A 22,560-nucleotide genomic window follows, 5' to 3' on the forward strand; every position below is an offset into this window, starting at 1 on the left:
AAAGATTTAAAAGATTTAAAAGATTTAAAGAACAAAAGGAGTAAAATGCGGGAAGAGCAAAGGGAAAAATTAAAGAAAATCATCTTGGATCTTATCAAGGATCCAAGCTACCACCCCATGAAGGAAAAGGAACTTTGCTTCTTTCTTGGCGTACCCAAAGAAGAAAAGGCTGCCTTTCAAGAGATTCTTATGGAAATGCAGGAGGAGGGCGTTATCGGCATTTCCCTGCAAGGGAAATACAGCCGGGCGGAAAGTTTCTCCCAAAAGGGGACCTTTCATGCCAATCGGCGAGGCTTCGGCTTCGTTTCCCTAAGTGAAAAAGAGGAAGATGTCTATATTCCCAAGGGAGAAGCCGGCAACGCCATGGACGGGGATCTGGTAAAGGTCATACTTACCAAAAAATCTGAAAACGGCAGCAAGGCAGAGGGAAAAATCAGCAAGGTTTTAGAACGGGCCAACAAGGAAGTGCTGGGTCTTGTAAAGGAAAAGCGGGAAGGACTCTATCTCTCCCCGGATAATCCCAAGCTTCCGGATTGCATTTTGATTTCCCCGGGAAGGGACAAGGGGGCTGTGCCCGGAGATAAGGTGGTTTTGGAAATCCTCTCCTATGGTCCTTCCAAGGAGAACAAAGCCCCGAGAGGTCGTATTCCCCGGAAAAGAATTAGCCCTCTTCTCTCCTGCCCCGTAGGAGAAGTGAAGGAAATCTTAGGGCATAAGGATGATCCGGGAATGGATGTGCTTTCCGTAATTCGTTCCTTCTCATTACCTGAGGAATTTCCGGAGGATGTGCTTTTAGAGGCCAATCAGCTTCCCAATGCCGTATCCCCTGAAAAGGCGGAGGAGACGGGACGAAAGGATTTTCGGAAGCTTACTACCATTACCATTGACGGAGAGGATGCCAAGGACTTGGATGATGCCATTTCTTTGGACTATTTTCCGGAGAAGGAAGAATATAGACTTTATGTACATATTGCGGATGTGAGCGATTATGTGAAGGAAGGAAGCGCTCTGGATTTGGAGGCTTTGGAGCGGGGTACCTCTGTTTACCTGACAGACCGGGTAATTCCCATGCTGCCGAAGGCCCTAAGCAACGGCATTTGCTCCCTCCATGAGGGAGTGGACAGACTTTGCCTTAGCTGTATTATGGACTTCGACCGGGAAGGCCGCCCCCTCTCCCATGAAATTACGCCCTCCATCATTTGCTCCAATAAAAGAATGTCCTATCACAAGGTAACAGCGCTTTTAGAGGACAAGGAATGGGAGGACCCGGAGGAGAAGCTTTCTTATCTGCCTTTCCATGAGCTTCTTACGAAAATGCGGGAGCTGGCGAGACTTCTTCGAAAATCCAGAATGGCCAGAGGAGCTTTGGACTTTGATTTTCCCGAATCCAAGGTGTATTTTGATGAAAATGGAAATATTTCCAAAATTTGTGCAGAGGAAAGGGAAGAATCCCATAAGATTATTGAGGAATTTATGCTTATTGCCAATGAAACCGTGGCAGAGGAGTATTACTGGCGGGATATCCCCTTTTTATATCGTATTCACGAAAAGCCGGATTGGGAAAAATGGCAGAATCTCTCCCATGTTCTCTCCTCCTTTTCCTATAGTTTAAAGGCAAAGGATCCGGACAATCTGCGACCGAAGGCTTTGCAGGAGCTGCTTTCCAAATTAAAGGGAAAACCGGAGGAAGCCATGCTCAGCAGCATGATTCTTCGTTCCCTAAAGCAAGCCAAGTACAGTACAGAGCCGGAAGGGCATTTTGGACTGGCCAGTAAATATTACAGCCATTTTACCTCTCCCATCCGCCGTTATCCCGACCTGCAGATTCATCGTATTATTAAGGAAAATATCGCCTATCAGGAAAATGAGAAGAGGCGCAGGCATTATGAGCGGATTCTGCCGGATGTGGCAAGCCAAAGCTCTCTTCGGGAAAGACGAGCAGAGGAAGCGGAACGAGATTGTATGAAGCTGAAAAAATGTCAGTACATGAAGAACTTCTTGGGAGAGGTCTTCCCGGGAAGAATTTCCGGTCTTACCCAGTACGGCATTTATGTCACTTTGGAAAACAGCATTGAGGGCATGATTCCTCTTCGCTTTATGACAGAGGACTACTACATTTTCAATGAGGAGGAAATCAGTCTTAGAGGCGAGGCAAGCGGAAAGACCTTCCACATGGGGGATCCGATGTGGATTTCCGTTTATGCGGTGGACACCCTAAGCAGAAGTATTGATTTTCTTCCCTACTATCCGGAAGATGCAGAAGGAGGCAATAGTCTTGACTAAGGAAAGCATTAAGCAAATCGCCAACAATAAAAAAGCCTTTCACGACTACTTTGTGGAGGAAAGCTTTGAATGCGGAATTCAGCTTTTCGGAACCGAAGTAAAGTCTCTTCGTTTGGGGCAGGCTTCCATTAAAGAGGCCTTTTGTCAAATTCGTAACGGGGAATGTTTTGTGGTGGGCATGCATATCAATCCCTACGAGCGGGGCAACATTTTCAATAAGGATGCCTTAAGAGACAGAAAGCTTCTGCTGCACAAGCAGGAAATCCATAGACTTTTGGGAAAAATCAAGGAGCAGGGTTATACCTTGATGCCCCTTTCCCTTTATTTTAAAGGAAGTCTTGTGAAGCTGAACATGGGACTCTGCCGTGGTAAAAAGCTTTACGATAAGCGGGAAGATATGAAGAAAAAGGCACAGAGAAGGGAACTGGAAAAGGAATTCAAAAAGGCGAATATCAGAGTATAGAAAAAGGAGCTGTAAAAACCAATTTTTACAGCTCCTTTTTCGTTAGCGGTAAGAAGCCTCTTATCTTTAATCACTTCATTAATCTATGTCTAAAATCCTAATTCCTCATTTACCAAAATCACATGAATACGATCTGTATGGCGAGAATAGCGAGTAATCAAAATCTGACAGCAGATGGTATCCGGAGATTTACAATCTGAACACTTTCCCGTTACCTTACATGGTGTCTTAATATCAAACCTTTGGGTATTGGTGGGAGCCGCCACATTTCTGGCCCTCTTCATGGCACTGTCCAGGTCCGGACAAATCTTCTGCATTCCCACAATAAAAACCACCTTCTTCGGTCCCTGGGCGATACAGGATACTCGGTTGGCATTCCCATCAATATTTACCAGTACCCCATCATCCGTCATGGCATTTGCACTGGCTAAGAAAACATCCGCATCGTAAGCCGCAAGCAGTGCCGCCCTTGGCTCCATTTGACTTCTATCAATAAAATTGTATTCTCCCTCTTTTAAGGCAGACACCAAGCCAATCTCCATGGCACTCGTACAGCCGCCCATGGAAATTCTGCTGCCCTTGGGAATAAGATCCAAAGCCAGCTTTAAAGCCTCTTCCTTGTCCTTGGCATAATAGCCTGTCATATTTCGAGACTTCAAGCCCTTAATAACCGTCTCTGCCAGTAACTCATTTCTCTTTTTTCCGTAAATATCCATAAGCACTCCTTCCAATAAGACTCAACAGAATATTTTTAGCACGAGTTCCCAAGCTTTTCAAGAGAGGTAGACAATCTGAGCTCGTCGGCACTTAGCAAGAAAGAGTGAAACGAAGTTCGAGCTTAGTACCGCTACGTAAGCGAAGTTAGCGAAAGCGTGATTCCCGAAGAAACCCACCTTAGTATTTCTGCTATAAGCCATACCGCAGTAGTTTTGGTATAGATTTAGTAAAGCAAAAAGCCGATGGGGGAGTTTGAAGTAGACAATCTGAGCTCGTCGGTACTTAGCAAGAACGAGTAAAGCGAAGTTCGAGCTTAGTACCGCTACGTAAGCGAAGTTAGCGAAAGCGTGTCTACCGAGAAATCCCCATCGGCTTTTTGCGTATCCTTATTCTATTATATAACTACGAGGCTATGGCCTAAGCATCCCTCAGTCTTGCGCCCTTTTCCTCCAAAGCCTTCAAAAGACTATTAGTACATCCTACAATCTCCTGCTCTGTAAGGGTGTGGTCCTTGGCTCTGATGCTAACCTTATAGGACATGGACTTGTAGCCCTCCTGCACCTGTGCTCCCACATAGATATCGAAGAGCTCGATCTTCTCCAAAAGCTCTCCCGCTCCCTTTCGGATGGCCTCCTCCAAGTCGCCGGCCATCACATTTACCGGTACTAAAAGAGAGAAGTCACGGGTAACCGCCGGAAACTTTGCCACCGGCTTATACTTTCTAAAGTCTCCGGAGAGAGGATAAAGAGCCTCTAAATCCAGAATGGCCACATAAGCCTTTTCCTTCATATCAAAGTTCTGCAATACCTCCGGATGAATTTCTCCCAAGGAGCCTAAAAGCTTTCCTTCGTAAGAAATATTTGCCTTTCTTCCCGGATGGTAAAATGCCTTTTCGCAATCTTTATCATAGTGGAAATTTCCCTGTAAGCCGGACTGACGAAGCAGTTCCTCCACCTCTCCCTTTAAGCTGAAGAAATCTCCCTCTCCTGCAAATCCAAGGGTTAAGGTCATTCTCTCCTCCGGAAGCTCTGTCAAGGGAAGAGCCTTGGGGATATAAATTTTAGCCATTTCAAAAAGCTTGGCATTCTTGTTCTTGTGATGCTCATTTAGGCTTAAAGCCTGTAACATGCCCGGTACGGAACTGGTGCGCATTACGGAGAAGTCCTCTCCCAAGGGGTTGGCAATGGTAATCTGCTGCCATTCCATAGCATCCTTAGGGAATAAAAGCTTCTCATAAACCTTCTTGGACTCAAAGGAATAGAAATAGCTCTCGGAATAGCCCAAAGCCTCTGCCAAATGACGAAGCTTCTGATTTAACTGTAAATCCTTGGCCTTACCTCCAACGGTGGTAGCCTTTGGCAGGGTGCTGGGAATCTTGTCATAGCCGTAGAAACGGGCAACTTCCTCCGCAATATCCGCCATTCTCTCCAAGTCCTGTCTAAAGCTTGGGATAACAAGGGATAGCTCCTCCCCATTTGCACCATTCTTTACCTCTGTGGAAATCTCCAAAGCTGTCAAAATCTTCTTCATTTCCTCTCCGGAAAGAGAAAGTCCTAAAAGATTGTTGATGTCAAAAACGGAAACTGTAAGCTTAGTATCCTCCCGCTTTTCAGGATAGCAATCCAACATTCCTCCCACTACCTCTCCGGCTCCCAGCTCTTCAATCAAGGTGCAGGCTCTATCCATAGCCATTTCGCAAAGGTTTGGATCTAAGCCTTTTTCAAAGTAAGCGGAAGCATCGGTACGAAGTCCCAGCTTTCTTCCGGAAAGACGAATATTGGTGCCGTCAAAACAAGCCGCCTCCAATACCACATTTTTCACCTGATCGGTAATCATGGAATTCTCTCCTCCCATGATTCCTCCCAAGGCAATGCTTCTTTCCCCATCCTTAATGCAGAGGATGCTGTCGCTAAGCTCATGCTCTACGCCGTCCAGCGTGGTGAAGCTTTCCCCTTCCTTGGCTCTTTCCACAATGATTTTATGTCCCTTGATGGTGTCGTAGTCAAAGGCATGCATGGGCTGTCCCAGCTCCAGCATCACATAGTTGGTGATGTCCACGAAGTTATTGATCGGACGAATTCCTGCGGTGCGAAGACGAATCTGCATCCAAAGGGGGGAAGGAGCAAAATGCACATTTTTAATCAGTCTTGCGGTATAGCGTTTGCAAAGCTCCGGAGACTTTAACTCCACGGACAAATAAGAAGAAACATCCTCCTGATTGCCAAGCTTTTCAATCTTTGGATACTGAAGGGCCTGCTTAAAGGTTGCCGCCGCCTCCCTTGCCAAACCAAGTACGGAGAAGCAATCCACACGGTTAGAAGTAATCTCATACTCATGCAAAACATCTCGTAGACCTAAAAGCTCTACCGCATCCACTCCCACCGGAGTTCCTTCCGGGAAAATGTATAAACCGCTCTCCGGTGCTTCCGGAAACAGGTTCTTTTCTCCTCCAAGCTCTTCAATGGAGCACATCATACCGTTGGAGGGAACGCCCCTTAGCTTTCCGGCACGGATTTCCACGCCTTCCTTGGGCTTACTGCCGTCATGGGCCACCTTTACCTTACCACCGTCCAAAACCACGGGAACCACGTCTCCCTGCTTCATATTCTGAGCACCGGTAACAATCTGAATCTGCTCGTTTCCGATATCTACCTGGCAAATAGAGAGCTTGTCCGCATCCGGATGCTTCTCCAAAGAAAGAATCTTTCCGGTAACAATCTTTTCCAGATTTTCTCCCAAATCCTCCATGGTTTCTACCTTATTTCCTGCCAATGTCATGGCATCCCGGAATTCCTGTCCGCTTACGGAAAGTCCCGGAACATAGGCTCTCAGCCAATTCATGGATGTATTCATATTTTCCCCCTAACTCTTAAAACTGCTCCAGAAAACGCAGGTCATTTTCATACAAAAGACGCATATCATCGATTTCATACTTCAAAAGGGCAATTCTCTCTAGGCCCACACCGAAGGCGAAACCGCTGTATTCCTTGGAATCAATGCCACAGCTTTCCAAAACCTTGGGATGTACCATACCGCAACCCAAAATCTCAATCCAGCCCTCTCCCTTACAGAAACGGCAACCCTTTCCCTTACATTTAAAGCAGGACACATCCACTTCTGCGGAAGGCTCTGTAAAGGGGAAGTGATGGGGACGAAGCTTGGTCTTGGTATCCTGTCCGAACAGCTCCTTGGCAAACAAATCCAGAGTTCCCTTTAAGTCGGAAAAATGAATATTTTTGTCAATCACCAATCCCTCAATCTGGTGGAAAGAGGGGGAGTGGGTAGCATCCACCGCATCGGAACGGAATACTCTTCCCGGACAAATCATACGAATAGGCGGCTTATGAGTCTCCATATATCTTGCCTGTACAGAGGATGTCTGGGTACGAAGCAAAATGTTGGAATTAATGTAGAAAGTATCCTGTTCATCTCTTGCAGGATGTCCTTTCGGAATATTCAGCTTCTCAAAGTTGTAGCTGTCATACTCCACCTCTGGTCCCTCTACCACCTCATAGCCCATGCCGATAAAGATTTTCTCCACCTCTTCCAGAGCTAAAGTATTGGGGTGGGGATGACCATAACGAATCTTCTTGGCGGGAAGGGTAATGTCAATGGTCTCCTCCTGCATTTTTGCTTCCCGAAGACTTCTCTCCAAAGCTTCTCCATGGCTCTTAATGCTCTGCTCCACCTTTTGGAACATTTCGTTAACCAGCTGTCCGAACTTCGGTCTTTCCTCCGGACTGAGATCCTTTAAAAGCTTCTTCGCCTCGGTCAGTTCTCCCTTCTTCCCTAAGAACTGTACTCTGATGTCGTTTAAGGCTGTTAAGTCCTTGGAACCTGCAATCTGTTCCTCAGCCCGTTTTACAATCTCTTGCAATACTTGATGATCCATACACTCTTCCCTTTCCACTTTAATATTTGTTCTACTCCCTCTTACAAAGAAAATCCGCTTTCTTTTGAGAACCTTTTTAGAGTTGTTCTTTTTTACTTATTCTTACTTATTTCTACTAATAAAAAAGCCCCTGTCTGTTCTCAAACAGACAGGGACGATTGCTCGCGGTACCACCCTGTTTTTCGATTCTTTCTTCTTAATCAAGAATCGAACCCTCATTTTGAATGTAACGTATTCCACGGTTTTTGCTACTCTCCTTCACAAAAACAGCTCCGGCGGGAAAATTCCATCGGGAAGATAGAAAGGACTTTCAGCCAAGGTCCCTCTCTCTAGACTATCTTTTCTCCCTTTGTACTGGGCGCCATCTTCGCTTTTCAACCGACAGTTTATTGCCTAATGAAGGAAAAGTCAAGCTTTAGGCTTAGACTCCGGCTCCTGCTTTTCTTCTCCTTGCTTTAGCCTTGTATCTTCTTTCTCTTCTTCCTTCTCCTTGCCTAAATCCGTGGCTTCACTCCAGACACGAATCTGGCTCTTTGTGGTTTTCTTCACCACATACATGGCATAGTCAGCATTTTTCTGGAGCTGATCCGGATTGGTTCCTCCTTCGGGGTACCAGCTCACACCGCCGGAAAGACGAAGCTGCTTCTTTTCTCCATCCGGAAGCATAATAAAGCTGTTGTCAATGGTCTCCTGCAATCTTTCAATCAAGGCATTGATACGACTCCGATTGCCCTCTTCATCAAAGATAAAGGCATTGAACTCGTCTCCGGAAATACGGGAATAAATGGCTTCATCCCCCAATCCTTCTCGCATGGCATCGGAAGCACAGCGGATATATTTGTCTCCATATTCATGACCGTAGGTATCGTTTACAATTTTCAGATTATCCAGGTCCATCATGATATAAGCACCGATAGCATTTCCTCCACCCTTTTTCTCCAAAAGCTCCCGGATTCTTCGTCCGAAGGCTCTTCGGTTGTAAAGGTCTGTCAGGAAGTCATGGTCTCTTTCGTATTGCAGATTTCTTTGTTCCTGTAAAAGTCGATCGGACAAATCCTCCAGGGCCTCCGACATCTGATCAATCTCTAAAATGCCGGTTTCTCTGAGACGAAGTTTATCCGTCGTCTTATTACTGCGAATCGCCAGCGCCAGCTTCCGAATAGGCTTTTGCAAAAATAGGGAAATCACAAGGCTTCCCACGATTCCGATACCCAGAGTCAGAATAATGGTAACGGACATGACGAAGGTCATCCTATCCGCAAAGCGGTTCATCGTCTTATAGGGAATAGCCGCTCCCAACTGCCACTCCATATCAGTGAAAGGTCCTACTGTGGAAAAAAGATGTAAAGGCATACTGAAGGTAAAATAATTCTTCTTATCCGAAACAACTTTCCCTTCCCGGTCTTCTCCTATCGTAGCTTCTATCGAATTGAGCTGAATGATATCCTGGTAGCTTGTACTGCTTCCCTCTGAATTTCCGCTTTTATGAATACTGAGAAAATACGAGGCAGTTCCACTACCGTCCAATTCTCTGGAGGGCAGATTTTGCTTCAAATAATCCACCAAAATATCCACTCCCAGAACTCCATACACCCGTCCGTCGGAAAGCCGTAGGGGAACTGAATAGGCAATGGCTTCTCTGGTTTCGCCGAATAAGGTATAGGGTTTACTCCAAAATCCCATATCCTCCCAGGTCACATCCGGCTTACTGTAAAAGGTCGCTTGGGTAGGTTCATATAAAAAGTCATAATAGGGCACATCTGCCGTACCGAATTGAAAGCTGGTATTCCAGGTTTTATCGGTAGCAATCTGGGTATTTCGTACCACCAAAAGAGGAGAGCGTTCAATCAGTAAATCCAAGTTTTCCGAGCTGGCTCTGGATTCCGGATCCAAATCTCGAAAGTACAGACCCGGCTTATCCATATATTTCTTGGACGTCATACTATCTTCCAAGTTATCCGCATTTAATATCATGAAAACGCCGGTAACGTGATTGGTCCGCATCATACTGATTAAGTCCATACTGACTGCACTTAAGAAAGGAGCGGCATTTTCGGAACTGTCATCAATAGCCTCAATGTCCATCTTTCCCGCATCCACAAGCCCATCTGCCAAAAGATTAATCTTTTGCACGGTTTGGCTGACATTCATCCACTGATTCACCATCAGGCTTTCCAGATAATTTCGTCTCGCTTCCACACGACTTTCGATGATATCTTGGGAATTTTTATGAATCAGAGAAAACAAGCCCTGACCATAAATAGAAATCATCAAAATCAAAATCTCCAAGATAACCAAACCCATCAAAGGAATCAATATTTTCGTAAAAATCGGTTGTTTCTTCATACGCGTCCTTTGGCAACTTTCGCTCCCCGTATTAATAAGGAGTCTTAACTATCTGACAACAAATAATTTATTTCCTCTATTAAAGTCTCATAATACTGTTCAAAATTCTCATCATTATCATACTCCGCTATAGCATCCTCTCTGGATACGCCGGAAGCCATTGCAGTTTCAATCTTGTAGCGATCCGACAAAGCCTTATCCTGCAACTCATATTCCAGAGCCTTTCGAATTTCTGCCAGATTAATGATGGAAGGAGTAAAGTACAAGGTATTGGAAGACATGGTGGACAAGGCCTTTTCCAAAGAAGGATCCATACCGCTCCCCTTCTCCTTATCAATAGCTTCCACGGTAAAGCTGTCCACACGTACCGGAAGGTATTCCGCAGAAAGAGCAAACTGGGCATTTTCCTCATAGCTGGTCAGCCACTTTAAAAATTGAACGGAGGCTTCTACTCTCTTCTTATTCCCCTGGACAATACCCATGCCGATTCCCTGCTGCATCGCAATCTCTTCCCCTCCTTCAAAGTGGGGAGCCGGCAAAACAATATTGGTGATGGCATGTTGTTCCCGGTCCGAAATAATCACTTCCTTCGGAAAGTAAACACTGGAAGCAGAAGAAGCGGTATAGGCTAAAATATCCCCTGTCTTCACGTCGTCGGAACGAAAACGCCCCTCGGAGGTGAAATAGCCTTTAATAATAGGAACATATAAATTATCCCATAAGGTTTTCATCACTTCCTTGGGAAATTGCACCTTAGCATTTCCTTCCTCATCTACAGAAATCAGATTCACGCCCAGCTCTCTTGCCCCTACCAGCATATAGTTCGCATAATCATCAATGCCGTAGAACGCTTTGCCGTCATCCGGCGTTTCCGTAAGAGCGTCTGTGTATTGGTAATATTTCTCAGCAACCCGAAGCAATCCTTCCTTCGTACTTAATTCCGAAAGCGTGGTGCCGGTAGCTTCCGCAAAGCTGTCCCAATCCGTTTTGTTGAGATAGAGGAGCTCAGTGGACTTGGCCACAGGTAAAATCTTTACGCCTCCATATTTCCTTCCCAATCGTCCTTCTTCAATAAAGCTGGGTACAAAAGCGCTCCAATCCTCTTTACTGAAATAGGAATCCAGGTCGGTGAGAACCCCTTCCTCTTCCAATATCATCGCTGTATCGGTGTGCAAGCTGACAATATCCGGATAATCTCCCTGGGACAACTTCTTTTGGTTTATCCCGTATAAATTATTCTGTAAATCCAAGGTAGAACCGGGGTTATAGGCCTTCACCTCTACGCCGATATCCTTCCCCCGACCTTCATTGAAGCGATTAATCGTTCGCTGAAAGGCCTCCTGTTGAATACCGGAAAAATAGGTCCAAACCGTGATTTCCAAGGGCTCTTCTTTCACACTAAAACCGCCCCTTTCTTTGCTAAAGGGGCTTTCTGTAGAACTGACCACCTTGGTACCGCAGGCCAAAAGCCCCAGTGCCATGGTCAGTAATACCGGCAATTCTAAAATCTGTATTATACTTTTCTTCATTTCCTTAACCCTTACATTCTCCCATAGCCCATACGTATTTTTGTACAAAAAAATATCGGCATTGTCATTAATAGCAATAATGCATTTTGTATAACACTATATTTTTTTAATAAATGGGAAAATTTTCGGCATTTAGGATGAGAGCAAATTCTCTTTCCCATCCAAAATGGCTTCCAACAACTTCCCCTCCCGGTCATATCGTAAAGTTAAAGAGAAAAATCCCTCTCCCTTTGCCAACAATTCCAGAAAGATCCGGTCTCCCTCCCAAAGGGGTAAAGCTTTTACCTCTTCATAGGAAAAATATTGCAGTTCGCCTTCCGAACATTCCTTTAAAGAACCTTCTTCCAGCGCGGCCGTAAATAAAAACATATAGCTGCAATCCTTTTCTCCATAGAAAAAGCTTACAATTCCCCTTAGTTGATGGCTCAGGACATGCAGTCCCGTCTCCTCGAAAACTTCTCGGTAAAGACAATCCTCCGGGCTTTCTCCCGCTTCAAAATGTCCTCCTACACCAATCCATTTTCCTTTATTAATATCTTCCTTTTTCTTATTCCGGTGAAGCATTAACCATTTGCCCTCTTTCTCTACATAACAGAGGGTGGTTAAAACACCGTCAGCAAATCTTTTCTTCTCCATATGCAACAGTATACACAAAAATTGCACAAATTCCAAGTGTGATTTTTGCGCAATTTACATAAAAACAAAGTTGCTTTCCTTTATTTTTAAGTTTTATACTCTCCCTTACTACGGTCTTCCGGATACTCCTGCCATGTAAGAAATAAGGACAGAAGCTTGCTATTCCGGGAGCTTAAGAAAGATTCCCCACATATTTCTGCAAAACTCTTTAAGAATCAAGAAAAAGAGGACCTGCACTATGGCGATCCTCTTTCTAAGATGCTGACTAATTAATACTTGTCATCATCCGGTAAAATACTTCTTTTATACTCAGTTTTCCGGATTTTTCCTAAATCCTTGGCTAAAGCCTCTTCTCTTTCCGCCTTTTCTTCGGTGGAAAGCTTTTCCTGATTCTGCAGCGGAGTTTTCTTTACTCCATCCTGTGGTACATAGTGAGCATCTCCGGGAATGGGAATCTGGGATAAATCCATACCATCCATACCGCTGATATCCACTAAAACCTGTCCTTCTTCTACAACGGATGCTTTCGCAGCTTTTGCCTTTTTCTTTTCTACCGGCTTCTTAACAGGAGTTTCTTCCTCCTTCAGCTCATCTGCTTCCGCAGTTTTTACTTCTGCTTTAGCTTCGGACTTTTTTTCGGTTTTAGCTACCGTTTTTTCTGCCTTCGCTTCCGCCGGCTTCTCTTCTACCGGCTTCTCAAGCTTTTGTTCTACCTGCTTATCATTCTTTGGTCCAGCAGGCTTCTCTTCCTTTTTTGCCACCGGTTTTTCTAATTTTGTTGTAGCCGAAGCTGTTTTTGCTTTCTCTACTACAGGAGCATTCTTTACTTCCTCTACTGCCGAAGAAGCTTCCGTCTTTTCCAATACAGGAATGACTTCTATATCATCAACTACCGGAGTAGTCTCATCCTTCTTTGTTGCAGCAAAGCCATTTAATTCTCTCTTGTAAGGCTCTGTTCTTAACTGGAACTTCTCTAACAATTCGTTCAAGCGGTCTGCCTGTCCGGAAAGCTCTTGAGATGCTGCTGCGGACTCTTCCGCTGTTGCAGTATTGCTCTGTACTACGGAAGAAATCTGGTCAAGACCTGTAGTAAGCTGCTTAATTCCTTCAGCCTCTTCCTCGGATGCGGAAGAAATGGAGGTAATAATACCGTTAATCTTCTCGGTTTTCTGGGATACTACAGAAAGGGACTCTGCGGTTTCCTCTGTAATTCTTGCTCCCTTATTTACCGCCTCAATGGTTTCCTCGATTAAGCTGGAAGTGTTCTGAGCCGCCTTTGCAGACTTCTGGGCAAGGTTTCCTACCTCATCCGCTACAACCGCAAAGCCCTTTCCTGCCGCTCCTGCTCTTGCCGCTTCGATAGCCGCATTTAAGGAAAGGATATTGGTCTGGAAAGCAATATCATCAATGGTCTTAATAATCTTACTGATTTCCTGAGACTTCTCGGTGATGTCCTGCATTGCTCTGGACATCTCGTTCATCTTCTGGTTACTGGTTCCTACCGCACTGCCGGTTTCCTTGGAAAGTCCGGAAGCATGCTGAGACATTTCCGCTGTTTCCTTGATTTTTACGGAAATATCATTCATGGTTGCGCTGAGCTCTTCGATGGAAGATGCCTGCTCCGTTGCGCCCTGAGACAGGGTCTGAGCGGAACCGCTAACCTGCATTGCGGAAGAGTTTACCATATGAGAGCTGTTCTGAATTTCTCCCATGGTTACATTTAAATCGTCTAAAATATCGTAAAGACTGGTAAGTAACGGCTCATACTCCCCGTTATAAAGCTGGGTATTCCAGAATTCGAAGGAGAAATTTCCCTTGGCAATCTGTTCCAACTTTCCTGCCAAATCCTGAATAATACTTCGGATTCGTTCCACAACCTTTTCCATGCTCTTGGCAATCTGTCCGATTTCATCCTGGTAAGGATAGTTGATTTCCTTGGAGAAGTCTCCCTCTGCCACGGATTCTCCCACGTCGGCAATCTTCTTTAATGGATTTAAGGACTTCTTGATGAAGAAATAGCTGAATCCTACCAAGAGTGCAATTCCCAGAACGGAAAGGGGAATTGCCAGCATAATCATGTTACTGATTGCCTTGGTATATTCCTTTTCGGAAACCTCGATGGCTACCCACCAGGTTACGCCTTCTATCTTTAAAGGACGGGCATTAAACTGTACCAGGTCTCCATTTTCATTTTGAATATGGGTATTGAAGGGTTCTCCCTGATCCAGATAGGATTGAAGCTTTTCCATACTATCCGCAGGAAGAATATCGCTTAATTGCTTTCCCTTAGCCTCTTCGTTCATACTGAACATGATGTGACCGTTTGTATCAAATACATTGCTGTATAAGCTCTGGAAACGCTCATCCTTCTGTTCAATGATTTCAAAGGAAGTCATATCCATATCGACGATAACGATTCCCTTAAACTCATCCTTATATATAATCGGTTCAATAACGGATACAACCCATCCCCCATCTGCACTTTCATCCTCATAGGCATTGGTCAGATTTAATCCCTTATTCTCCTTTGCCTTTAGGTAATAGTCCTTCTGAGAATACATGCTGTAAGGGTAAACCATCAGCTTTCTCTTCTCCGCATCAGTTCTGCTCATATAGGGCGCATAGTTTTCGATACCCTGATAAAAAGCATTCGGCTCCAAGAAAACACCGATTCCCACATAGGATTCATTATTGCTTAAAGAAGCATAAATGGAGTCCAAAAGAGTTGTCTCCGCATTATAGCGACTGGCGGGAATCGCCGCATCCACAATTCGGGAACGGAACATGGTTCCTGCCATAGTGGTGGGCTCTAAAATATTGTGCTGGTCATCCTCAATGGTCCAAAGATGGGAGGGAACCCCTCCCGCCATATCGTTCTGATCATATATACTTACAATGCCTTCTTTAATGGTGTTCGCCGTAACCTCAGCCTGGGTAACCACGTTATCCAGATCTGCAATTCCCAAACGAATCTTATCATCCATATTTCCTCGTAAAGCACCGTAAATGGCAGTCTTTCCCATGGAAATAATAGCAATGCTTAAGCCTGCCATTAAAATTATGCTAAGAAGTCCTATTGCCACAGACATTCTTGAACTGAGCTTCATCTTTTTCCAAAAGGATGTCCCAGTGGTATTGCTTCTTTTTTTCATTTTGTATTTTTCCTCCTTGAAAAATTCTACTTCCTGTTTTCTTCTCTAATTCATCGTCCGATTTAGCCTTTTTTATAAGGTAAATTCCCTTTTCCCCGGCACTTTCTTTATTTTTCACAAAAGACTTAAGATGTCCCCTGTAAACTAAGCGTCACATCCTGTGATACTCGTTAAGAATATAAACAGCCCCTTGGGACTCTGCATTATCCCTAAGCCGGGGGGGGTGCAGTTTCTCAAGAGGCAGTCTTTTTTATTTTATGCTTAAGCTTAAGTATAGTATTAAACGCTCATTCAATCCTATACAGTCGTATTTTCATGAAGGCTTAATGCATATTTTTATAAAAACTCATTTTAAGTGTATTCTGATTAGTCCTCGTTTTTTAATTGAAAACGATTTACCAAATCATTCATGATATTGGCCTGGCCGGAAAGCTCCTCAGAAGCTGCCGCAGACTGCTCTGCCGTTGCAGTATTGCTCTGTACCACAGAGGAAATCTGATCGATTCCCGTTGTCAGCTGAGAAACGCCTCTAGCCTCTTCCTCCGATGCGCTGGAGATGTTTGTGATAATGTCATTAATATCCTTCGCATGGTTGGATACGGTTGTCAAGGATTCTGCAGTTTCTTCCGTAATCTTGGCTCCCTTTTCCACCGCTTCAATGGTTTCCTCAATAAGGCTGGAAGTATTCTGTGCCGCCTTTGCAGACTTTTGAGCCAGGTTTCCTACCTCATCCGCAACCACTGCAAAGCCCTTTCCTGCTGCACCGGCTCTTGCCGCCTCTATAGCCGCATTCAAGGATAAGATATTGGTCTGGAAGGCAATATCATCAATGGTCTTGATAATCTTACTGATTTCATTGGACTTCTCGGTGATTTCCTGCATTGCCCTGGACATTTCTTCCATCTTTTGGTTACTAAGGCCTACAGCCTCCTCTGTTCTTTGGGAAAGCCCGGAAGCCTTCACCGCCATCTCCGCAGTTCCCTTAATCTGGGTGGAAATGTCGTTCATGGTAGCACTTAATTCCTCAATAGAAGATGCCTGCTCTGTAGCACCCTGAGAAAGTCCCTGAGCGCCGGAGCTTACCTGCTCCGCACCGGCGTTAACCTCCTTGGCACTGGTCTTAATCTCCGACATGGTTTTATCTAAATCATTGGTGATTTCCTGAAGGGAGGTAAGAAGAGGACGATAAGCTCCCGGATACTGCTCCGCATTGTCCAAAGAAACACGGAAGTTTCCTTTTGCCAATTCTCCTAATTTCTCGGAAAGATCGGAAATGATTTCCCGAACATGCTGCATAACACTCCGGATGGCAACCGCCAAGTCTCCGATTTCATCCTGCTGATCGTAGGAAACCTTTACATCAAAGTTTCCTTCCGCAACAGCTTTTCCTGCCAAAGCAATTCCCTGTAATGGATTTAAAGCCCTCTTAATTAAGAAGAAGCTGATGGCAATCAAAATCATAAGACCTACAATACTGAAAACGGCACACATGATGACCAACTGATTTCTGGCTGCCATAAATTCACTGTCGGCGATACTAATCATAGACCAAAGGGTGGAACCGTGAATGATTAATGGACGGAAGTACATTCTCTCTTTTACCCCCTCTGCATTCACCACCGTAGCCGTAAATGCTTCCTCCTTATCCATATTTTGGCGAAGCATTTCATAGGTATCTTTATCCAAAACTTCTTCCAGCTTCTTTCCAATTGCCTCTTCTTTCATGGAATACAAAAAGCTTCCGTTTGCATCTAAGATATTGGTTGCCAAAGAGGGAAAACGCTCATCGGTCTGCTGAATGGTGCTGAATACTTTGGTGTTAATATCCAGAATAACCGCTCCCACAAAGGCATTGTTTTCATCAGTAATAGGATTTCCCAAACTGATCATCTGAATATCCGGATGAAGGGTATCGCTATACACATCGGTTAATACCATTTCTCCGGAATCCTTTGCCCCATTATACCAGGAAGCGTCCTTGTAAAAGCTGTACTGGTAGGCCATAACCCCCTTCTTTTCCAAATCCTCTGCGGACATATATACCCCGTAATCGGAAACATTGTCGGAGAAACCGTTTGGCTCAAAGAAGATTCCTGCTCCTACCAAATCCTTATTGTCGGTTAAGGCGGACTGTAAAGAATCCAAAATCACGGTTTCCGCATTGTAACGAGAAGCGGGAAGCTCCGCATTCACAATTCTGGAGCGGAAGGTCGTTGCTCCCATCCCCGGATTATTGACTACTTCTCCGGTAGCTCTGTCCTTTACCATCCACTGATTCTCCGGCGCCTGTCCAATGCCGTCATGCTGACTGTGCATGCTGTGAATGCCGTTTTCAAGTGTCATGGAAATAGACTCCAAACGAGAAATAACCTGTTGCAAATCTCCAATGGCCATGGTGGCCTTATCGTTTAAGTTGTTGTCCAGAGCTGAACTGATGGAATGCTCTCCTGTCTTAATGATTGCCACACTCATGGCAAAAAACACCAATACACTGGCAATTCCTAAAATCATCGATAATCTTGTGCTGATGGAAGAACGCTTCTGCTTCTTCTCTACCCCAATACCCTTTTTCATTCTGTTCTTTCCTCCTTGAAAAAACAATTTCTACATCGCATCTGCTTTATTCTCTCACGTTAATAAGCCAAGGTATAAATCGGCGTTTTTCCAAGGAGGCATAAGAAAAGTTTATGGATTGAACAATCTTTTTTTACGAATACTTGCGTTTTTTGATGGAATAATCGTTATGCCGGAACGTTTTTCGATGAAATAATTGTCATACCGGAACATTTTTCGACGGAATAATCGTAATAAAAACAATTATATAATGAAAAGCGAATCATAGAAAAATCGGCAGAAGTAGCCCTAGCTACAACTGCCGACTTTTCCATCATATATTTTTCTTATAGAAAAGATTTCATAAAAACCTACGCTATAGCATGTTCTGCTGTTGCCATCTTGGAATGCAGCTTTGTTTTACTCATTCTGGTACGAATATCATATACCAGCATAAATCCTACCAGGATAAAACCAAGATAGCCATTCATACCATACAGAACATTTACCAAGCCCTTATAGGGAAGAAAACAAGCTATCACGCAACCTACAACACCTCCAATTACAGTGAGTAGCTTATATTTCTGTGTTCCTTCCTTTGCCACCTTTCCAACACCGGTCCATAGTAGCGGAACGGAAGTGGTATAGATTCCACAAAAGATGATGATTGCAAGTGCTTGGGCAAGAATAGGCGATATACTATTGGCAAGCACTAATGCAGGAATATCAGCATGTCCTGTTTCACCGATATAGCAAATCAACGCAATACTGGCAAGTACAGCCGTTCCCATAATAAATACTGTAGAAAGTAACATACCATAATTTACTTCCTTTAGCTTATTCTTTGCCCCAACCTCTCCCAGAAATGCCGCAAACCAAAGGATGACAAATCCTCCGTAGGAGAAGCCGGAAAGTAAAGGATTTCCATTTCCTACCTGAGCCAGTTTCAAGTCTCCACTATCCACCTGCTTCAGGTTAGCAGTAAAATTTCCTATACCTTTTACTCCACTCATAACGGAAACCAAAAGTATAATTACAATAATCAATGGACCTATCTTGCCTAATGCATTTAATATTCCATCCAAGCCAAATATTGCTGTTGCAATGACACAAGCAGTTAATATCACTGCACCTACACCATTGGGAAGTCCCCATTGCTGAGTAGCTGTTGAATTTGCTCCTCCACACATCACAATAAAACACATATAGCAGAAAAAGGCCGAAAAGTAATCATAAAAAGTGCCAATATACTTTCCGCAATAGTGATTATAAATGTCTCCTCCTCTTGAAAGACTCAAGCGATTTCCATTAGTTGCAAAAGATAGATTCGTGTAAATATAAATTACTGAAATAACTAAAATTACAATCCAAAGTTTGCTCCCGTAGGAGGCTTCATATTGCATGACCTCCTGCATTGTAGCAAATCCGGCTCCGATATAGAAAGCAATACAGGCGCCACAGAATCCTATGATTGCTCCTAGGCTACATTTCTTCTTGTCCATATTTCTCTCCATCTTATCCTATTTCCTGCCATCTTTAGGATTGACACGAAAAACAATTTTAAAAGTCTTCTTCAAATACAGTCTGCTCTGTAACAGGAACTGTCAATGTCTTTAGAGCTCTTCTTACTAAAGCTTCACGAATTTCATAGCTCTTAGGTTCACCCTTAGTTGGATCTCCCAATGGGTAAGGAATACCGATTGCCGGGACAATTCGATTTGCTCCAATCGTCAAAGAAATAGGTACAACAGTACAAATATGAACAACAGGAATACCTGCACGGTCAATTTCTTTTACCATCGATGCACCGCATCTTGTACAGGTTCCTCACGTGCTGACCATGACGACAGCATCCACATTATCTTCCTTTAACATGGGTATATATTCTTCCGCAAAACGCTTAGCACTATTTGTTGCAGTTCCTGTACCTGTAGTTGTAATGAAGTAATCGGTCAGTTCTCCAAATACTCCTTCCTTTTGCAGGTTCCGCAAAGCATCCACAGGAATACAAAGATCAGGATCTTCCATGACAAAAGCTCTATCATATCCACCATGTATTGTGGTAAAATCCGCCTTATCTGCATGATCCATACCGGCAATTGAATACTTTCCCCACTTTGTAGCATTCGATGACTCAATATGGTCAGGATTTCCCTGTGGTACAACTCCACCGGAGGTGATGAGTGCAATCTTAGCATGGGCAAGATCCTTTAATGGAGCTGCAGGTGCCACGTGGTCAATGACAGGCATTGGATAGTCAGTATAGATTTCCTCACCTTTAATCTTCTTTACTAATAGTTCAACCGCTCTCTCAGATCCTCTTCTCTCATTAAAGTAATTTACACGAATCCCCTGTGGAATATACCCCTCCTCTGCAGGAGAAAGTATTTCGCTACCATCTATCTTCTTCTTTAAAAGATTAGCCATCTTTGGAGCAGCTTTTTTCATATCTGCAGAGGAATCTTTTGTCTCAATAATATGAACATCTTTATAGAACATATCTGTTCCCGGATTCTCCACATACATGCCAGTTACAGAAGGAATGCCCAACTCATCTTGAACAGCCTTTGCCATGGTTCCACATGCCACACCATAGCGTCCGGCATTAAAAGCGGGTCCGGCAATAAAGCCATCCGGCTTTTCTTCCTTAATCAGCTCTAAAAGTTGAGGAACCACCCCTTTTTCAATATTTGAACCAAAATAGTTATCTCCACAAATTACCGTTGCTACTATTTCATATCCATCTCCCAGCTCCTTTTGTAAAGCAGTTCCGGGTCCAACCGCACCCTTTCTTACTTCCGGAGCTATATCCGCCTTTTCTTCTCCACCAATTCCTGCGAAGAACTGGTTAATATAGTGTACTATTCTCTTTCCCATAGTATTTTCTCCTTCCTTCGCAATTAATAAGTTCTTGCACAAAGCTTATTGAATCCATTAGCAATTGTAGAAGCGATAATAATTTGAATTTCCGCATCAAAGGATCCATCTTCATGCTTACAGCCAACCCAACCGCCAATCTGCATTTCGATGTAATCTTCCATGCCGATAACCTTATCCATTTTGGGAAAATGAATAACTACATTACCGTTACCGCAGGATATCATGGTATCAGCTTCCTCACAAACGTCTGCAAGAGAATATGACTTTCCATCTTTTCCGGGGAACTCATCTGTAATCAGAACAACTTTCACTCCCCGTTGTGTCGTCTTCTTACAATTCATCATTAAGTCAGTATCCGGGTTTCCATAACCCTCTTCAGGAAGAAGGACTCCATCTAATCCAAGATACTCACATAATTTAGAAGTCATATCAGAATGCCTTTCCTTATCCATCAGAAATACATTCTCATTCGTCAGAATAACGCCCAGAAAGTTCAAAGTTTTTCCATGCTGTTTGAATAAATCTTCAATGACAGGATTATGTAAATGATGGTATGTCGTCACCTTATCACAGGGTGCCACGCAATTGCCGGAAGTAATTGCACCATCAAAAATTTCTTCAGGATACATAATAGTAGGAACAATCTGTTTAGCATCTACACCATAGTAATAGGTATCATGTAAAAGTCCCTGAGATTGCAACATATGAATATATCCTACCTTAGGTAAGTCAGGATATTGGGCAACTTGCTGAAGCAAAGGCTTGGTTTCAAAGACCTCCCATTCCTTTGGCTCATGCCCTTCCAAAGCTTTAGCTAAATATACGGCAGCATTAAGACCTGCCATTCTACCAGCATTTTCATAAACATGAGTCTCAAGGCCATCCTTGGGCTCGATTACTACACATACGTTCTGTGTTTTAGAGAAGGGGCAATAGTCAGCAGCAGGACCTGTCATATCAATGACTCCCTCTTGGAAACCTACAATCTTTCCAACTGTTACTACACAAGCGCCATCCATACACAAAGTTTTTCCATGTCCAACTTCGGTAACTTTTCCCATTACACCGGGGAATACACATCCCGGGCCCTCTACCTTTAACCTAGGTTCAATAACATCTTTCACGGGAGTGATACGAATAGATTCTCCCGGCCTAGCCAGTTCGATGCGACAAGCAAGTAGACGATCATCCTTTAAGATCAAATCGGACAATTCTTTGGCATTCACGTAAAGAGTGTTGTCCTTAATTTCCGTCTTGTCGCCAAATTGTACATCTGCAATATGAATTCTTCCTAACTCCAATTTCATGCAAAATTTCCTCCTTGGCAATTTTCGTCACACACACCGGTGAGACAGTAGTTAAAATTAAATTATTTATATAAACCCGGCCGAGGTTATAAACTATAAACTAAATTCTACATCACCCATTGTCTTAACAAAGAAGACTGAAGAGCTGACTCCACTACAGACATGTCAATAATTTGAAAGTCCTTTAAACACTTTTCATTCCATCTGGGATTCTTCATCCCCTTACTTAACTTATCTGCTGTTTGAATACTGAGTTTTATAATTTCTGAATCCCTTTCTGCAGAAAATACAGCGATATCTTTGGAGAGCAATACTGACTTGTACGGACATTGCTTAGGCTTCAAATTACTAGCCAGGGGATGAGTCATTAAATGATAGCCTTTTTCTATAAAGCTCTGTGTTTCCCTTAAGATGTCGCAAAAATCATATTCAGCTAAATACTGTACAAAAATACTATCATGATTCTGATATTTTTGAGAAATTGACGGATTATTTGTTATAAAAATAAATTTTTTATGCATTTTCTACACCTCCGTGAGTATGTTAATACATTAACGTATTATTTTCATTTTGTAAAATTATATTTTTTTATGCACTTTTATTTTATATAAAAAAACTTTTATATCTTTTTTACATAATTGTGTGCTTTTCTTATTTGGTTTTCTTATATATATCCACACTTTCTCTTCAGTATATTCATTTTTTATAATTTTTAAAAATTCAAAAAAATATAGAGCCTCCTCTTGGAGACTCTATATTTTTTTCCTTAAAAGATATTGCTTTCTAAGCTTCAATATCTTGT

14 protein-coding genes and 1 other annotated feature are annotated in these 22,560 nt (G+C 43.3%); of the genes, 2 read left to right on the forward strand and 12 right to left on the reverse strand.

All coding sequences use genetic code 11. The annotated features are described in order from the left end of the window. Together rnr and smpB are read left to right on the forward strand one after the other, a co-directional pair. Window positions 1-2,283, forward strand: a 2,283-nt coding sequence (gene rnr / locus RDQ32_RS05740) for a ribonuclease R (protein WP_308579457.1), incomplete at its 5' end; no start/stop codon positions are given. Then, a complete protein-coding gene (gene smpB / locus RDQ32_RS05745; RefSeq protein ID WP_040648663.1) occupies window positions 2,276-2,746 on the forward strand; it encodes an SsrA-binding protein SmpB in 471 nt (156 codons plus the stop codon). The genes rnr and smpB, both read left to right, overlap by 8 nt. Window positions 2,747-2,835: 89 nt before the next feature. Here the strand turns inward: smpB and RDQ32_RS05750 are convergent, their stop codons facing one another. The 12 genes from RDQ32_RS05750 to RDQ32_RS05805 form a co-directional block, all read right to left on the reverse strand. Further along, complete coding sequence (locus RDQ32_RS05750) at window positions 2,836-3,462, reverse strand: lactate utilization protein (RefSeq protein WP_007156704.1); 627 nt, start codon at window positions 3,460-3,462, stop codon at window positions 2,836-2,838. A 418-nt stretch (window positions 3,463-3,880) separates the two neighbouring features. Beyond that, window positions 3,881-6,316, reverse strand: coding sequence for a phenylalanine--tRNA ligase subunit beta (gene pheT, locus RDQ32_RS05755; RefSeq protein ID WP_308579458.1), 2,436 nt, complete (start codon window positions 6,314-6,316; stop codon window positions 3,881-3,883). A 16-nt stretch (window positions 6,317-6,332) separates the two neighbouring features. Continuing rightward, window positions 6,333-7,355 carry a phenylalanine--tRNA ligase subunit alpha gene (pheS, locus tag RDQ32_RS05760; RefSeq protein ID WP_308579459.1) on the reverse strand — a complete coding sequence of 341 codons (1,023 nt, stop codon included), beginning with the start codon at window positions 7,353-7,355 and terminating at the stop codon, window positions 6,333-6,335. A gap of 147 nt (window positions 7,356-7,502) precedes the next feature. Next, window positions 7,503-7,732: a binding site (T-box leader), on the reverse strand. A 31-nt stretch (window positions 7,733-7,763) separates the two neighbouring features. After that, complete coding sequence (locus RDQ32_RS05765) at window positions 7,764-9,701, reverse strand: diguanylate cyclase (RefSeq protein WP_308579460.1); 1,938 nt, start codon at window positions 9,699-9,701, stop codon at window positions 7,764-7,766. Window positions 9,702-9,745: 44 nt separating this feature from the next. Continuing rightward, the gene (locus tag RDQ32_RS05770; RefSeq protein ID WP_040648666.1) at window positions 9,746-11,230 is read right to left on the reverse strand and encodes an extracellular solute-binding protein; all 1,485 of its coding nucleotides are present in this window, start codon (window positions 11,228-11,230) and stop codon (window positions 9,746-9,748) included. A 132-nt stretch (window positions 11,231-11,362) separates the two neighbouring features. Then, complete coding sequence (locus tag RDQ32_RS05775; RefSeq protein ID WP_007156709.1) at window positions 11,363-11,866, reverse strand: 8-oxo-dGTP diphosphatase; 504 nt, start codon at window positions 11,864-11,866, stop codon at window positions 11,363-11,365. Between the two features lie 269 nt (window positions 11,867-12,135). Beyond that, the gene (locus RDQ32_RS05780; protein WP_308579461.1) at window positions 12,136-15,018 is read right to left on the reverse strand and encodes a methyl-accepting chemotaxis protein; all 2,883 of its coding nucleotides are present in this window, start codon (window positions 15,016-15,018) and stop codon (window positions 12,136-12,138) included. Between the two features lie 366 nt (window positions 15,019-15,384). Next, complete coding sequence (locus RDQ32_RS05785; RefSeq protein WP_007156713.1) at window positions 15,385-17,592, reverse strand: methyl-accepting chemotaxis protein; 2,208 nt, start codon at window positions 17,590-17,592, stop codon at window positions 15,385-15,387. 350 nt (window positions 17,593-17,942) lie between these two features. Then, window positions 17,943-19,073 carry a membrane protein gene (locus RDQ32_RS05790; RefSeq protein ID WP_040648946.1) on the reverse strand — a complete coding sequence of 377 codons (1,131 nt, stop codon included), beginning with the start codon at window positions 19,071-19,073 and terminating at the stop codon, window positions 17,943-17,945. A 58-nt stretch (window positions 19,074-19,131) separates the two neighbouring features. After that, window positions 19,132-20,448, reverse strand: coding sequence for a glycine reductase complex selenoprotein B (gene grdB / locus RDQ32_RS05795; protein ID WP_083793715.1), 1,317 nt, complete (start codon window positions 20,446-20,448; stop codon window positions 19,132-19,134). A 23-nt stretch (window positions 20,449-20,471) separates the two neighbouring features. Further along, the gene (gene grdG / locus RDQ32_RS05800) at window positions 20,472-21,758 is read right to left on the reverse strand and encodes a sarcosine reductase complex component B subunit alpha (RefSeq protein WP_308579462.1); all 1,287 of its coding nucleotides are present in this window, start codon (window positions 21,756-21,758) and stop codon (window positions 20,472-20,474) included. 107 nt (window positions 21,759-21,865) lie between these two features. Next, a complete protein-coding gene (locus RDQ32_RS05805; RefSeq protein WP_007156719.1) occupies window positions 21,866-22,279 on the reverse strand; it encodes a GrdX family protein in 414 nt (137 codons plus the stop codon). Window positions 22,280-22,560: the final 281 nt, after the last annotated feature.

The organism is uncultured Oribacterium sp., from assembly GCF_902481605.1.
In the GTDB taxonomy this organism is placed as follows: Bacteria; Bacillota; Clostridia; order Lachnospirales; family Lachnospiraceae; genus Oribacterium; species Oribacterium sinus.